We start from the raw sequence: 14900 nt of genomic DNA, 5'->3' as shown, positions 1-14900 counted from the left end.
GTTACGGAACGGGGTCGGGTGGTTGCGGCGGCCCGGGGTTGGGCACAGGCTGGAGGAGAACCCTCCTGGAGGTGGTTGTCATGACCGCTTCGACGCTCGAACTGGCCCTGACCTACGAACATGCCCGGATCCGTGAGCTGGCTCAGCAGGCTCACCACCCGGCCGCCGCGCACCCCGAGCGCAGACATCAGACCGACTGGTTCTACGCCATTGCCGCGCAGCACCTGGCCGCCGCCGAAGACGTCCTCCTCCCGCACGTACGCCGACTCCCCGACGGGAGCAGCCTGGTCACCAGGTACGTCGGCAACGCGAAGGAGCTGGAGCGGTCACTGCGCTTCCTGAAAGGACGCCAGTACGGCGACAGCCGGGTGCAGAACCTGACCGACCTGGAGGTGTGGACGGCCGTCGACCGGCTGCTCGCCGAACACGAGCGGCTGGAGACGTCGTGCACCCAGCAGATCAGTGAGCAACTGGACGACTCGCACGTGAACACGCTGACCGAAGAGCTCCTGGAAGCCGAGGAGGTCGCGCCGACGCGGGCGCATCCGTACTCGCCGCACACCGGCATGGCGGGCCGGATGGTGCACCGCATGTGGCGATTGGCCGACAACGCCTGGGACAGCGCCGAAGGACGCGTCGTCCCGACCAAGTACCACGTGCATCCGAAACGCGATTCCGCCCTGTCCCACTACCTCTACGGCACCGCGATGCCGGAGGACCGGGAAGAGCAGCACTAGAAGCAAAGTGACCGGGCCCGGGCCCTCGGATGCCTCCGAGGGCCGGGCCCGGTCTGCCTGCTCTCACTGCGCCTGGTGGTGGGAGCCGGCGGGTCCCGCCTCCACTGCGCCTGGTGTGTGGAGATGGGTCCCAACACCCTCCCCCGCTGCGCCTGGTGTGCGGGGGAGGGCGGTCAGGGGATTACTTCAGTCCGTCGATCGCCTTCTTCGCGCCGGGGTGCAGCGGCACCGGGTCGGTCTTCTCGGCGTTGTCGAGCGTGATGTCCTTGGCCGCCGCGTTCACCGCGACCAGGGCGTCCTTGTTGTCGTACAGCACCTTGGTCACCTGCTCGGCCAGCTCGTCCTTCATGTCTGTGCGGACCAGCAGCACGTTCGGCACGATGATCGTCGCCACGTCGGCCGGCTGCTTGTACGTCGCCGCCGGGATCGGCGCCTGACTGTAGACCGGACCGTACTTGTCCTGCATCTTCGGCAGCAGGTCGACGATCGGGATCAGCTTCACGCCCTTGCCCATGCTCGTGGTCAGGTCGGTGATACCGCCGGTCGGCAGGCCACCGGACCAGACCAGTGCGTCGATCGTGCCGGACTTCATCGCGTCCACCGACTCCGGCAAGCCGAGCCGTTGCGCGGTGACGTCCTTGGCCGGGTCCAGGCCGGCCGCCTCGAGCAGCCGGCGGGCGATCACCTCGGTGCCGGAGTTCGGCGAACCGGTGGAGACCCGCTTGCCCTTCAGGTCCGCGATCGAGTTGATCCCGGCCGACGTACGGACCGCGACCTGCGTGTAGTTGTTGTAGAGCCGGGTCAGGGCGACCACGTCCTGCTTGGACTTGAAGCTGTTCTCGCCCTTCACCGCGTCAGCCGCGGTGTCGCCGAGCGAGAACGCGATGTCGTAGTTGCCGGCCACCAGGCCCTGCACGTTCTGCACCGAGGCGCCGGTCTCACTGGCGGTCGCCCGGTAGCCGGACATCTTCTGCGAGATCACCGAGGCCAGCGCGCCGCCCAACTGGTAGTACACGCCGGTCGTGTTGCCGGTGGCGATCGTCAGCCGGCCTCCGGCCGCCGTACCGGAGCCGGTCGGTTCACGCTGCCCGCCACAGGCAACCAGCGAGACGACAGCAGCGAACGCCACCGCGGCGGTGGGCAGTCGACGGAGTCTCATGAGGGGACGGGTCCTTCCTTCGGGGCGGCGGCGGCCTGGCGTTGCCGCCGGACCAGATTGATGACGACGGCAACAAGTAGCAAACCGATTCCGGCCGTGATGGTTACGGGCGCGAGGTAAAGCAGCAGCACGGCCGCCGGAACACACAGCAACCGCTCGGCCCAACTCGTGGCCACCACGATCCAGCCACCGGTCACCACCGCGAGCGCGGCGACGGCGAGCATCGACACGGCCAGCGTCCACAGCATGCCGACGAACGATCCCTGACCGAGCAGGTGTGCGCCGTTGTCGGTCAGCACGAACGCGAACGGCACCAGGAAGGCCGGCAGCGTGTACTTCCACGCCTGCCACATCGTCGGGATCACCCTGCCGCCGGTGATGGCGGACGTCGCGACCGCGGCCAGTGCGGTCGGCGGCGACACCTCGGACAGTACGGCGTAGTAGAAGATGAACATGTACGCCTCGGGCTGCGTCACCCCGAGCTGCGTCAACGCCGGCGCGATGATCACCGCGGCGATGATGAACGACGCCGTCACCGGCACCGCCAGGCCCAGGATCAGCACGGCGATCGCCGACAGCAGCACGGTGAGGGACAGTACGACGGTGTGGTTCTCGGTCAGGCCGTGCGCCGCGCTGACGATGATCTCGGCCAGGTTCAGCCCGAGTCCGGTCTGCGTGGTGACCGCGACGATGATGCCGGCGGTCGCACAGGTCGCCGCCACCGGCAGCACCGAACGGGTGCCCTGGGCAAGCGCTTTGACGAAAGGCCCGGCCGTCAGCCGGTGCTCGCGGTCCAGGAACGACAACCCGAACTGGATGATCACGGCGTAGACCACGGCCTTGAACGGCGGTACGTCGACCGCCATGAAGCCGATGATCACGAACAGCGAGAGGAAGTGGTACCCGAACCGCAGCAGCAGCCGCAGCGCCGACTGCTGCGAGATCTCGGCCGACGTGGTGCCGTGCCGGCGGGCGTCGATCTCGATCGCGAGCAGGATGCCCAGGTAGTACAGGATCGTGGGGATGACGGCGTACCCGAGCACGGTCAGGTAGGAGACCCGCAGGAACTCGGCGATGATGAACGCGGCCGCGCCCAGGGTCGGCGGCGACAGGATCGCGCCGATGCCGGCAGCGGCGAGCATTCCACCTGCCGGTTCGGGCGGGTAGCCGGCCCGACGCAGGATCGGCCAGGACACCGTGCCGAGCGACACCGCGGTCGCGGTACCGGAGCCGGACACACTGCCCAGCAGGAAGCCGGCCAAGGTGACCGTGCGGCCAGGCGCGGTCCGGCTGCGCTTGAAGGCGGCGAAGGACAAGTCGATGAAGAACTTGCCGGCCCCGGAGTAGTCGAGCACCGCGCCGTAGATGGTGAACAGCACGATGTAGCTGGCCGCGACGCCCAACGGTGTGCCGTAGAACCCGGCCGTGCCCATCGTGAACTGCGCGATGATCGCGTCGAAGTTGAAGCCCTGGTGCGCCAGCGACCACGTGTACGGCAGGTAGCCGCCGTAGTACGCATAGGCGATGAAGACCAGGCTGAACACCGGCAGCACCCAACCGGTGGTACGACGGCAGGCCTCGAGCAACAGGACGAGCAGTACGGTGCCGGCCAGGATGTCGAGAGTCGTCGGAGCCTGACGCCGTTCCAGATAACCGTCGAAGTCGATGAGCGGGTAGACGCAGACCACCAGCGCGACCACCGCCAGGATCCAGTCGGTGATCCCGGGGTCGTCGGTGGCCCGGTTCCTGAACGGGTTGAGGAACGCCGGGACCTTCCAGCCCCGGTAGCAGAGCAGCGTGATCGGCAGAACGGCTGCGAGAAAGATCACCAGGTAAAACTGCGTTCCCTGTGGTAAGGGGAAGAACACCTGCCAGAGCACGCCGACGCTGACGATCGCGCACCAGACCGAAATCACCAGGTCGAGGGCAGATCTGAGCCGCCGAGCCGGGCGTTCCTGCTCGTACTCGGCCAGTTCTTCGTCGGAGGGCGCGGTCAAGCCGGCCCCCGTACCGATACCGACAGTCATCTACCGGTTTCCTCCTGTGTTCGGAAGGCTAATGTTGCCGAACACAGCACGCAGTCGCGTGATTACGTCTTTACCAAGATCTGACACATATGAGCGTCTCCTGGCCTACGATCACCGCATGAGTGGCGCGGTACGGATTCTGCTGGTCGAGGACGATCTCGATATCGCCAATGCCCTGATACCCGCGTTGCGGCGTTACGGCCTGATGGTGACGCACGTCCGGACGGCCGCGGACGCCCTCGCGGCGGACCCCGGCGACCTGGTCCTGCTGGACCTCGGGTTGCCCGACGGGGACGGCATCAACGTGTGCCGGCAGATCCGGACGGTGTCCGACGTACCGGTGATCGCGGTCACCGCGCGCGGTGAGGCGGCCGACCGCGTTCGCGGCTTGCGCAGCGGCGCGGACGACTATGTGGTCAAACCGTTCGCGATATCCGAGCTGCTGGCCCGCATCGATGCTGTACTTCGTCGTACCGGCCTTTTGCAGCCCCGCCCCCGGGTGACCGTCGGCGACCTGACCGTGGACATCGAGGCCCGGACGGTGCAGGTCGCGGACAAGCCGATCAGCCTGACCCGCAAGGAGTTCGACGTGCTAGCTGTGCTGGCCGCCCACCACGGCCGGGTGGTGCCGCGCGAACAGGTCGCCCTGTACGCGTGGCAGTCCGTCTTCGAGGCCTCGTCGCGCACGATGGACGTGCACGTGGCGAGCCTGCGCGCCAAGCTCGGCCGGCCCGAGCTCGTGCAGACCATCCGCGGCGTCGGCTACCGCCTGGGTTCGGACTGACCGTTGCGCCGTCGACTGCTGCAGTCCCTCGTTCCGATGGTCGTCGCACTGGCGATCGTCGCCGTCGTACCGCTGGCCAACTACATCGCCACGAGTACGTCGCGCACTCTCTTCCTGTCCCGGAGCAACGACGCGGACTGGTTCGCCGCCATGGCCGAGGCGCCGCTGCAGTCCGGGGACATCGCCAACCTGCGTGAGATGGCGGTCCGCTACCAGGAGCTCTACAACACCCCGGTGTTCGTCGTCGACGTCGACTCACGCGTCGTGGCGACCTCGGTGTCCGGCGTCGACGTGGACGAGCCTGACCTCGAGGCCGCTCTGCACAGCACCCTGGCCGGCCGCCTGCCACCCGAGCCTCCGGCCCTGTGGCCGTGGCGGTCCGGCGAGATGGTGGTGGCCCGTCCGGTCGTCAACAACGGCAGCGTGCTCGGCGCAGCGGTCCTGCGGGTCCCGACCGAGGAGGCCCGCGACCAGGTGCAGCGCGGTCTGCTGCTGCTCCTCGGCGGGCTGCTGATCAGCATCGGCGCGATCATCATCGGCATCGTCCGGCCGATCACCCGCTGGGTGCTGCGGCCGCTCGGCGACCTGGACAACGCCACCCACCAGATCACCCGCGGCGCCCTGGACACCCGGGTGTCCACCGACGGACGCGCACCGGAGCTGCGCCGCCTCGGCGACAGCTTCAACTCGATGGCGCTCAGCCTGCACCAGGCCCGCCAGCGTGAGCGAGAGTTCGTCGCCGACGCCTCGCACCAGCTCCGGACGCCGCTGACCTCGGCGCGGATCCACATCGAGGGCCTGTCCCGGCTGTCGCCGACCGCGCGGTTCGCGCTCAGCGACATCGACCGGCTCGGCCGGATCGTCCAGCGGCTGTCCCGGCTGGCCGGCTCGGACCGCCCCGGAGCCGATGCCGAGGGCAACGAAGAGCCGCTGGACCTGGCCCAGTCGGTGAAGGAGCGGCTGGTCGGCTGGAAGGCCGTGTACGCCGCCGACGACATGGAACTGATCATCGGCGAGATGGTGCCGGGCGGTGTGGGCCCGGAGCTCGAGGTCGACGACATCCTCGACGTACTGCTCGACAACGCCTCCAAGTACGGCGCTCCGCCGGTCGAGGTGTCGGTGACGCGGGACGGCACCGAAGTGGTGCTGTCGGTCCGCGACCACGGGCTCGGCCTCGGTTCGCGGGACCTGAAGAAGGTCGGCGAGCGGTTCTGGCGCAGTGCGCACCACCGGGAGATGCCGGGCACCGGCCTGGGGCTGGCGATCGTCCGCTCCGAAGCGGCCCGGGTCGGCGGCCGCGTCGTCGCCCGTCCGCCGATCGGCGGCGGTCTGGTGATCGAGGTACGCGTCCCGCTGATCGACGACTACGACGCCTAAGAGGTCGTACGGCGTACGCCCTGCTCAGATGTGGTTCTCGCGGTACCAGCGCTCGGCGGCCGGGTGCAGCGGGATCGGCATCGTCGCGATCGCCGAGCGCGGGTCGAGTGCGCCGGCCTCCGGATGTGCCGCCATCAGGTCGTTCTGGCGGCGGAACAAGGTGTTCACCGTCCACCAGGCCCACGAGTCCGACAGGTTCGGCTTGGCCACGATGTAGTTCGGGATCGCCAGCGTCGGAACCGAGCTGGCCAGCTTGTACGCCGACGGCGGGATCGCGGACACCACGTAGCCGCCGAACTCCTTGAGCGCGATCGTCTGGGCGACGTTGCCGATGTCGAGCAGGCGGAAGCCGATCGAGTCCTGCAGCTTGCCGATCGGCTCGGTCGGCACGCCGCCGCTCCAGATCAGCGCGTCGATGCCGCCCCTCGCCTTGGGGTTGTTGGCCTTGGCCTCCAGCGCCTTGACCGAGTCCTCCAGGCTGAGGAACCGCTTCGTCACCTTCACGCCGGCGGTGTTGAGGATCAGGTCGGCGACGATCCTGGTGCCGGACGTCTGCTGGCCGACACTGACCACCTTGCCCTCGAGGGCCTTCAGCTCCTGGCCCTTGAAGGCCATCGGCACGACCACGTGCACGTAGTTGTCGTAGGCCCGGGCCAGCGCGCTGAACCTCAGCTTCCCGGAGGCGAACACCCCGGTCGCCTCGTACGCCGCCAGCGCGGTGTCCGACGTACAGAAACCGATGTCGGCCTTCTGGCTGGACACCTTGATCAGGTTGTCGACCGAACCGCCGGTGACCAGTGGCTGCAGAGTGACGCCGGTGACCTCGCTGATCAGCTTGGACAGGTCGATGCCGAACTGGTTGTAGACGCCGCCCGTGTTGCCGGTCGCGAAGATGCCCGGCCCGTCCGGTGCCGGCTCGTCGGAGCGGCCGCGGGAACATCCGGGCACTGCCATCGCAGCGACCGCCGCGGCCCCCAGACCGAGCAGGCTGCGCCGGGTCATTCCGTCGGGTCTGAGGAGGCTGTTCCTGTCGGGGGTGAACAGGCGGGGGCGATCCATGCAGGACAACCTAGACAACATCCGGCTCTCCGGGTAGTTACGTACCCTGCCCGCAACCGAACCGCTACCCGCAGGTACTGCGATGAACTGCGTCTGGACGGGTACGGGGTGGGTGTGACAGCGTTGTCATGCAGCGGTCGCGCGGATCGCATGAGCAGCCCATTCAGACCTGGCCGGAGGATGATTTCGTGCACGACGACCGTCAACTCATCGAGGAGCGGCTCCAGCGCGCCCTGCGGGAGCGGATCCGCCCCGCGATCTACGGTGCCTCCGTCCCGCTGGACATCGAGGTGTGGCACGCCCCCGGTGAGCCGGTGTCCCCCGCCGAGGCACTCGCCCAGACCTACGAGCCGGCCGCGATCGGGCTGCCGTGGGGTGCGGCCTGGGGCACCGCGTGGTTCAAGTTCAGCGGCCAGGTCCCGGCCGAGTGGGCCGGCAGCGAGATCGAGGCCGTCATCGACCTCGGCTTCAGCGGCGGCCCCGGGTTCTCCGCGGAGGGCCTGGTCCACACCACGTCCGGCGTACCGCTGAAGGGCCTGCACCCGCGGCAGACCTACGCCCCGCTGTCGATCCTCGGCCCCGACGGCACGCCGGCGCACGCGGGCGACCGGATCGAGTTCTACGTCGAGGCGGCCGCGAACCCCGAGGTCCTCGGGTCGAACGCGTTCGCACCGACCGACGTCGGCGGCAAGCCCGAGCCGGGCGGTACGCCGATCTACCGGCTGGCCCGTGCCGACGTCGCCGTCTTCAACGCCGAGGTCTGGGACCTGATCCTCGACCTGGAGGCGCTGGACGGCCTGCAGCAGCAGCTGTCCGTGCAGGAGCCGCGCCGCCGGGAGATCCTGCGGGCGCTGAGCCGCGCGATGGACGCCCTGGACTACGAGAACGTCGCCGCCACCGCCGCGGACGCCCGCGCGCAGCTGACCGACGTACTCAGCCGGCCGGCCCACGCCAGCGCACACCAGCTGTCCGCGGTCGGCCATGCGCACATCGACTCCGCCTGGCTCTGGCCGCTGCGGGAGACCCGCCGCAAGGTGGCCCGGACGGTGTCCAACGTCGCCACGCTGGCGCAGGAGTACCCGGAGCTCGTCTTCGCGTTCTCGCAGGCCCAGCAGCACGCGTGGGTGAAGGAGAACTACCCGGAGGTGTGGGAGCGGCTGAAGAAGGCCGTTGCCGACGGCACCATCGTTCCGGTCGGCGGCATGTGGGTCGAGTCCGATACCAACCTGCCCGGCAGTGAGGCGCTGGCCCGGCAGTTCGTGCACGGCAAGAAGTTCTTCCTGGACGAGTACGGGATCGACACCCAGGAGGTCTGGCTGCCGGACTCGTTCGGCTACACCGCGGCCCTGCCGCAACTGGTGAAGCTGTCCGGGTCGAAGTGGTTCCTGACCCAGAAGATCTCCTGGAACAAGGAGAACAAGTTCCCGCACCACACCTTCTGGTGGGAGGGCCTGGACGGGACCCGGGTGTTCACCCACTTCCCGCCGATCGACACCTATAACTCCGACCTGTCCGGCCGGGAGCTCGCGCACGCCCAGCGCAACTTCGCCGAGAACGGCGCGGCAACGCGTTCGCTCGTCCCGTTCGGGTACGGCGACGGCGGTGGCGGCCCAACCCGCGAGTTCGTCGCGACCGCGCGCCGGGTGGCGAACCTGGAGTCCTCGCCGCGGGTGACGATCGAGTCCCCGACCGAGTTCTTCACCGCCGCCGAGGAGGAGTACCACGACCACGCGCCGGTCTGGTCCGGTGAGCTCTACCTGGAGATCCACCGGGCGACGTACACCTCGCAGGCCAAGACCAAGCAGGGCAACCGGCGCAGCGAGCACCTGCTCCGCGAGGCCGAGCTGTGGTCCGCCGCGGCTGTGGTCGCTGGCAAGCTGGACGCGTACCCGTACGAGGACCTGGACCGGATCTGGAAGGCCGTGCTGCTGAACCAGTTCCACGACATCCTGCCCGGCAGCTCGATCTCCTGGGTGCACCGCGAAGCCGAGGAGACGTACGCTCGGTTGGCTTCCGAACTCGAGGCGATCATCGCGACGGCCCAGCAGGCGCTGGCCGGTTCCGGCGACTCCCAGATCGTCTTCAACGCCGCTCCGCACGGGCGCAACGGCATCGCCGGGCTCGGCGCTGGTGTCGCGGCCGGCGAAGGCCAGGCCGTGTCGGTGCAGGACGGCGTACTGGACAACGGGCTGATCCGGGTCACGATCGACGACCGCGGTCTGATCACCTCGCTGTACGACGTCGAGGCCGGCCGCGAGGTGATCGCGCCGGGTGCCGTGGGCAACCTTCTGCAGCTGCACGTGGACACCCCGAACAACTGGGACGCCTGGGACGTGGACTCGTTCTACAAGAACAACGTCCGCGACGTGACCGAGGTGGACAGTGTCGACTTCAGCACCGACTCCGGCGTCGCGACGGTCGTCGTGAAGCGCTCGTTCGGCCGGTCGACGGTCAACCAGACACTGCGCCTGCGGCCCGGCACGAAGCGGGTCGACATCGAGACCACGATGGACTGGCACGAGGCGGAGAAGTTCCTGAAGGCGGCGTACCCGGTCGACGTGCACGCCGACCGGTCCGCGTCCGAGACGCAGTTCGGGCACATCTTCCGGCCGACCCACCAGAACACCTCGTGGGACGCGGCGAAGTTCGAGATCGCGGCGCACCGCTGGGTGCACGTCGGCGAGCCGGGGTACGGCGTTGCCGTCGTCAACGACTCGACGTACGGCCACGACATCAACCGGACCGCACGCGAGGACGGTGGCACGACCACCACGATCCGGACGTCGCTGATCCGCGCACCACGGTTCCCCGACCCGCAGACCGACCAGGGCGTACACACCGTCAACCACGCGCTGGTGGTCGGTGCCGGGATCCCGGAGGCGATCGAGGAGGGCTACCGGATCAACCTGCCCGAGCGGGTCGTCACGGGTGCCGACGGCGCCGAGCCGATCGTTGCCGTCGACAACGGCAACGTGATCGTCGAGTCGCTCAAGCTGGCCGACGACCGCTCCGGCGACGTCGTCGTCCGCCTCTACGAGTCCTCCGGTGGCCGCTCCCGCGCCACCGTCACGCCGTCGTTCGGCGCGGCGTCGGTGACCGAGGTCGACCTCCTCGAACGCCACCTGGCCGACCGGGACCTGCAGGACAACGGAGTCACCTTCGAACTCCGCCCGTTCCAGATCCTCACCCTTCGCTTCACCCGCTCCTGACCCCCCACCTCGCGCCCGGCGCCGCGACAGCGGCGCCGGGCACTTGTGGTCAGGAACTGGCGCTGGCGTACGACCGCAGACCGCGCCGCCACAGCAGCCGGACGAGCGTCAACGCCAGCACGGCGAGCCCGACGCCACCTCCGACCGGCCACCACCCGAGATCTCCACCCAGGGCCTGGACCGGGAACGTCGAGGCGAACGCGACCGGGAACACAAAGGTCAGGAATCCACGCACCGGCACCGGGAAGAACACCAACGGATACCGCCCGGCCTCGACCAGGTTGAGGTAGATGCTCCCGATCGGCCCCACCGACTGCAGCCAGAAGGCCAGGAACGACATCGCCGACCAGACCGCCGTGAGCAGCACCAGGCCGCACGCCGCCAGCGCCAGAGCCTGAACGACCTCCAGCGGGTCGGGCGTCGCCCCCGACTGCACCAGCCCGATCACCACCACCGCGAGCCCACTGACGACGTTGCTCAGCTCGGCCACGTTGATCCACCGCAGTGTCAGGTAGAACTGGCTCGACACCGGCCGCAGCAGCACCACATCGAGCTCACCCTCGGTCAGGTACGACGTCATCCGGTTCAGGTTCGGTGCGATGAACGCAGCCATCAGCCCGGTGACGATCTGGTACATCCCGGCCAGCGTGATCACCTCGGCCCGCGACCAGCCGTGCAGCTGACCGGTGAATCCGAACAGCAGCAGGACCGGCACGATCCCGAGTCCGAACTGGACCAGTCCGACCAGCAGGGTGGTGACGAAATGCGCCCGGTAGTGCGTCTCCCGAACGACAGCCTGCGCGAGGAACCGACGCCACAGCCGCAGGTGGCGCCAATGCATGTGCAGTCGATTGCGATCCAGCGGAGCCCGGTCGCCGGCGTACGTCCGCAGCTCGCTCATGCGCCCACCGCCGAGTACGCCCGGATCCCGGCCGACCAGACCAACCGCGCGAGTACGCCGAAGCCCACCACATAGGCCAGCTGCACCCCCAGGCCGGCCAGCAGCTCCGATCGGCTCAGACCACCCGCGACGATCTCGACCGGGAACGACACCGTGTACCGGAACGGCTGGTAGTCGACGAACGTCCGCGACCAGTCCGGCATCAGCGCCAGCGGTACTACGGAACCCGACAACACACTCGCGATGATCAACCGGGCCTGCGCCAGCGCCGCGACGTCGTCCATCCAGAACGCCAGCGACGCGATCAGGATGTCGATGGTGAACACCAGGACCGCCGCCAGTACGAGGCTGACCGCGAACAACACCCAGCGACCAGGTCCGGCCGGAATCTTCATCGAGTCGCGGAAGATCCACCACAATCCACCGATCATCGGCACCAGCGCGAACACCTTCAGGAACTTCTCCGACAGGTTGTTGCTCACGAAGCCCAGCAGCAGCGACGCCGGACGCACCATCCAGCGGGACAGTTTCCCGAGCCGGATGTCGTCCGCGAGGAACCCGGTCAGCCACGACGAGGTCGCCATCGTGACGAAGCTGAGCAGCACGAAGTACGTCGTGATGTACTGCTCGTCGATCGGGAGCCCGGCCCCGTTCGCGATCGCTGTCCGCCAGATCAGCAGCGAGATGACCGGAACGCAGATGTTGGCCGCCATGAAGATGACCCAGGCGCCGCGGTAGACGGACTGCTGGACGATCTCGGCCACGGTCATCCGGCGCAGCACCCGGGCGTTGCGGACGAAGGTGTTCATGACAGGTCGCCCGACGTACTGCGGCGGACGAAGAGGTCGCGCATGATGTCCTCGACATCGGCGTCCGCGACGTCGAGGTCGACCAGCGGGCCGAGGCGGGTCAGCTGCTCGAGGACATCGCCGGTCCGCTCGCGATCGACCTCGAGCTTCACCAGTTGCCCGGAGCTCTCGACCGCGCCGACCCCGTCGAGCGAGGTCAGCCGGTGGCCGTCGACGGTGGTCGCGTACGTCGCCTGGACGAGTTTGCGTGGCCGCGTGGTCCGGACGAGTTCGTCCAGGCCGCCGTCGTACTGCAGGCGGCCGTGGTCGATGATCATCACCCGCGAACACAGCGCCTCGATGTCGTCCATGTCGTGACTGGTGACGAGGATCGTCGTACCGCGCAGCTTGTTGACCTCGGCGAGGAAGGACCGGACCCGCGCCTTCGCGACGACGTCGAGGCCGATCGTCGGTTCGTCGAGGAACAGGATCTCCGGGCCGTGCACCAGCGCCGCCATCAGCTCGAGCTTCATCCGCTCTCCGAGGGAGACCTTGCGGACCTGGATGTTCAGCAGGTCCCGTACGTCCAGGAGCTCCGCGAGTTCGGCCACGTTGTGCTCGAACTCGTCCTGGTCCAGGCCGTACATGTCCTTGTGCAGCAGGAGGCTTTCCATCGCCGGGATGTCCCACCAGAGCATGGACTTCTGGCCCATCACGAGCGCGATCCGGCGCAGGTAGTCGTGCTTGCGGTCCGACGGGGTGGAGCCGAGCACCTCGAGGTCGCCGGAGGTCGTGTAGAGCAGGCCGGAGAGCATCTTCAGCGTGGTGGTCTTGCCGGCGCCGTTCGGGCCGAGCAGCCCGACCACCTCGCCACGGTCGATGCCGAAGCTGATCCGGTCGACCGCAAGCCTGGTCTCGTACTTGCGCCGGACCAGGCTGGTCAGTGCGCCGCCGAGCCCGGCGCGCTGCTGATGGAACGTATAGGTCTTGGTGAGATCCCGCGCCGCGATCACCCGCGGCTGCATCGACGGGACGTCAGAAGAAGAATTCATGAAGGGAGCACCGCTTCCAGAGTCGACTGAACACAGGACCGGGCAGCGTCACTGCGCTGAGCGCAGGAGCTGCCGTGACACCGTCGAACTGGATCGACCGGGGGGCCTCTCGGCTCCTCCCGGGTGCGCGATTCCCCAAGGCTGCGGCCCTGGTGGCTCCGACGGACGCTAAGTCAACTGACGTCCGTTATCTCGACGGGGTGCGGGCATCTCCGCTCAGGTCCTTCCGACGTGCGGCTACCGGATGTCACGGTAGAGACCGGGGAAAGCGGTGTCTACTGGTTTGCCGGGGCCGCGGGCCTTGGTTCGTACGACGCCCGTCGTTCACCCGGGTGACGTAGCGTGAAGGTATGGCTTCGACACCCTTGCTCGGTGGCCGGACGCTCGACCGGCAGACGGCGCGCACACTCCCGCCGGGTCCACGGTTGCCGACGTTGGCGCAGACCGTGTTGTTCGCCAGTCACCGCCGGACGTTCTTCCCCCGGATGCGGGCGAAGTACGGCGACGTGTTCACGATCCGCCTGGTCCCGTCCAGCCGGGTGTGCGTCGTCCTGAGCCGGCCCGACCACATCCGCGAGGTGTTCGGCAGTCCGCCGTCGGTGATGCACGCGGGCGAGGGCAACACGGTCCTCAAGCCGATCATGGGCGCGCACTCGCTGCTCCTGCTGGACGACGAGGACCACGTGCGGATGCGGCGGCAACTGATGCCGGCGTTCTCCGGTCAGGCCCTGCGCGGGTACGCCGGGATGGTGCACGAACTGGCCCGCGCCGACGTCGCGACCTGGCCGACCGGCAAGCCGTTCAAGGTGCATCAGCGGATGCGGAACCTGACGCTCGAGATCATCCTCCAGGTCATCTTCGGCGTGACGGACCGCGACCGCCTGAACCAGCTCCGGCCGCTGCTGGACAAGATCGTCTCGGTCTCGCCGGTGATCATGCTGGGTGGGTTCTACCCGGCCCTGCTCCGGGTGCGGCCGTGGCGGACCTACCTGACCGTGCAACAGCAGGTGGACGAGATCCTGTACGAGGAGATCGCCGAGCGCCGCGGGAACCTTGCCGGACGCAACGACGTACTGTCCCGGTTGCTTGCCGCCGGCACCTGGTCGGACGTGGAGCTGCGGGACCAGTTGGTCACGTTGCTGCTGGCCGGGCACGAGACGACCGCGACAGCGCTGGCGTGGACGTTCCACGAGCTGGCCCGGAGCCGCGAGGACCTGGAGTTCGGTCAGCGGGCGGCGGACTCGGGTGCGGACGATGAGCTGGAGGCGATTCTCAAGGAGGCCATGCGGCTGCATCCGGTCGTGTACCAGGTCGGCCGGCGGCTGACCGAGACCGCGGACATCGCCGGCTACCGACTGCCCCGGGGTACGACGATCATGGCCGCGGTCGGGCTGGTGCATCGCGACCCTGAGCATTTCCCGATGCCGCAGGAGTTCCGGCCGCAGCGGTTCCTGGACGACGACCCGCCGGCGCCGGGGACCTGGATGCCGTTCGGCGGTGGGGCGCGGCGGTGCATCGGAGCCGGCTTCTCCCTGATGGAAGGCACCGAGATCCTTCGCGCCGCCCTCGCCACCTACAACTTCACCGCCCCCCACCCCAAACCAGAACCAGCCCAACCCAAAAACGTCACCCTCGTCCCCAGCCGAGGAGCCGAGATCCAGGTCACCCCCCGCTGACCAGCACGCCCACGCAAGCCCTCCCCAAGGCGGTTTGGGGAGGATCCACCTCCCGAACCGGGCAACCGGCCTCCCCGAAGCAGTTCGGGGACGCGACCACCGGGGGCAACAACTGCCCTCCCCCAATCGGT

At 68.5% G+C, this 14900-nt stretch carries 11 protein-coding genes; 5 read left to right on the top strand and 6 right to left on the bottom strand.

The features are described 5' to 3' along the window. Positions 1 to 80: 80 nt before the first annotated feature. On the top strand, positions 81 to 737 hold the full coding sequence (locus tag ACIBG5_RS11380) for a hypothetical protein (protein ID WP_396391438.1): 657 nt from the start codon (positions 81 to 83) through the stop codon (positions 735 to 737). Positions 738 to 918: 181 nt separating this feature from the next. Here the strand turns inward: ACIBG5_RS11380 and ACIBG5_RS11375 are convergent, their stop codons facing one another. Together ACIBG5_RS11375 and ACIBG5_RS11370 are read right to left on the bottom strand one after the other, a co-directional pair. After that, on the bottom strand, positions 919 to 1896 hold the full coding sequence (locus ACIBG5_RS11375) for a TAXI family TRAP transporter solute-binding subunit (protein WP_396391437.1): 978 nt from the start codon (positions 1894 to 1896) through the stop codon (positions 919 to 921). Then, a complete protein-coding gene (locus ACIBG5_RS11370) occupies positions 1893 to 3923 on the bottom strand; it encodes a TRAP transporter permease (RefSeq protein WP_396391436.1) in 2031 nt (676 codons plus the stop codon). The genes ACIBG5_RS11375 and ACIBG5_RS11370 overlap by 4 nt, the downstream gene beginning before the upstream one ends. A 118-nt stretch (positions 3924 to 4041) precedes the next feature. On the opposite strand from ACIBG5_RS11370, the gene ACIBG5_RS11365 reads away from it, so the two are divergent. Together ACIBG5_RS11365 and ACIBG5_RS11360 are read left to right on the top strand one after the other, a co-directional pair. Further along, the gene (locus ACIBG5_RS11365; protein ID WP_012918592.1) at positions 4042 to 4707 is read left to right on the top strand and encodes a response regulator transcription factor; all 666 of its coding nucleotides are present in this window, start codon (positions 4042 to 4044) and stop codon (positions 4705 to 4707) included. A gap of 36 nt (positions 4708 to 4743) precedes the next feature. Then, a complete protein-coding gene (locus ACIBG5_RS11360) occupies positions 4744 to 6084 on the top strand; it encodes a sensor histidine kinase (protein ID WP_396391435.1) in 1341 nt (446 codons plus the stop codon). A gap of 24 nt (positions 6085 to 6108) precedes the next feature. On the opposite strand, the gene ACIBG5_RS11355 is transcribed toward ACIBG5_RS11360, so the two are convergent. After that, positions 6109 to 7143: a TAXI family TRAP transporter solute-binding subunit gene (locus ACIBG5_RS11355; RefSeq protein WP_396391434.1), complete on the bottom strand. Its 1035-nt coding sequence runs from the start codon at positions 7141 to 7143 to the stop codon at positions 6109 to 6111. A 188-nt stretch (positions 7144 to 7331) separates the two neighbouring features. Between ACIBG5_RS11355 and ACIBG5_RS11350 the strand changes: the two genes are divergently transcribed. Further along, positions 7332 to 10352 (top strand): alpha-mannosidase, encoded by a 3021-nt coding sequence (locus ACIBG5_RS11350; RefSeq protein ID WP_396391433.1) that lies wholly within the window; start codon positions 7332 to 7334, stop codon positions 10350 to 10352. Positions 10353 to 10401: 49 nt separating this feature from the next. Here the strand turns inward: ACIBG5_RS11350 and ACIBG5_RS11345 are convergent, their stop codons facing one another. Genes ACIBG5_RS11345 through ACIBG5_RS11335 form a run of 3 tightly spaced genes read right to left on the bottom strand, consistent with a single transcriptional unit; the run spans position 10402 to position 13093 of the window. Continuing rightward, positions 10402 to 11253 (bottom strand): ABC transporter permease, encoded by an 852-nt coding sequence (locus ACIBG5_RS11345; protein ID WP_396391432.1) that lies wholly within the window; start codon positions 11251 to 11253, stop codon positions 10402 to 10404. Beyond that, positions 11250 to 12062: an ABC transporter permease gene (locus ACIBG5_RS11340; protein WP_396391431.1), complete on the bottom strand. Its 813-nt coding sequence runs from the start codon at positions 12060 to 12062 to the stop codon at positions 11250 to 11252. Before ACIBG5_RS11340 ends, ACIBG5_RS11345 begins: the two co-directional genes overlap by 4 nt. Further along, a complete protein-coding gene (locus ACIBG5_RS11335; RefSeq protein ID WP_396391430.1) occupies positions 12059 to 13093 on the bottom strand; it encodes an ATP-binding cassette domain-containing protein in 1035 nt (344 codons plus the stop codon). Before ACIBG5_RS11335 ends, ACIBG5_RS11340 begins: the two co-directional genes overlap by 4 nt. Positions 13094 to 13443: 350 nt before the next feature. On the opposite strand from ACIBG5_RS11335, the gene ACIBG5_RS11330 reads away from it, so the two are divergent. Further along, positions 13444 to 14769, top strand: coding sequence for a cytochrome P450 (locus tag ACIBG5_RS11330; protein WP_396391429.1), 1326 nt, complete (start codon positions 13444 to 13446; stop codon positions 14767 to 14769). The last annotated feature ends 131 nt before the right edge of the window (positions 14770 to 14900 follow it).

The sequence above is a fragment of the Kribbella sp. NPDC050241 genome (assembly GCF_044459685.1).
Taxonomy (GTDB): Bacteria; Actinomycetota; Actinomycetes; order Propionibacteriales; family Kribbellaceae; genus Kribbella.
The sequence above is the reverse complement of the archived record's forward strand: the minus strand, read 5'-3'. Positions and strand labels throughout refer to the sequence as shown.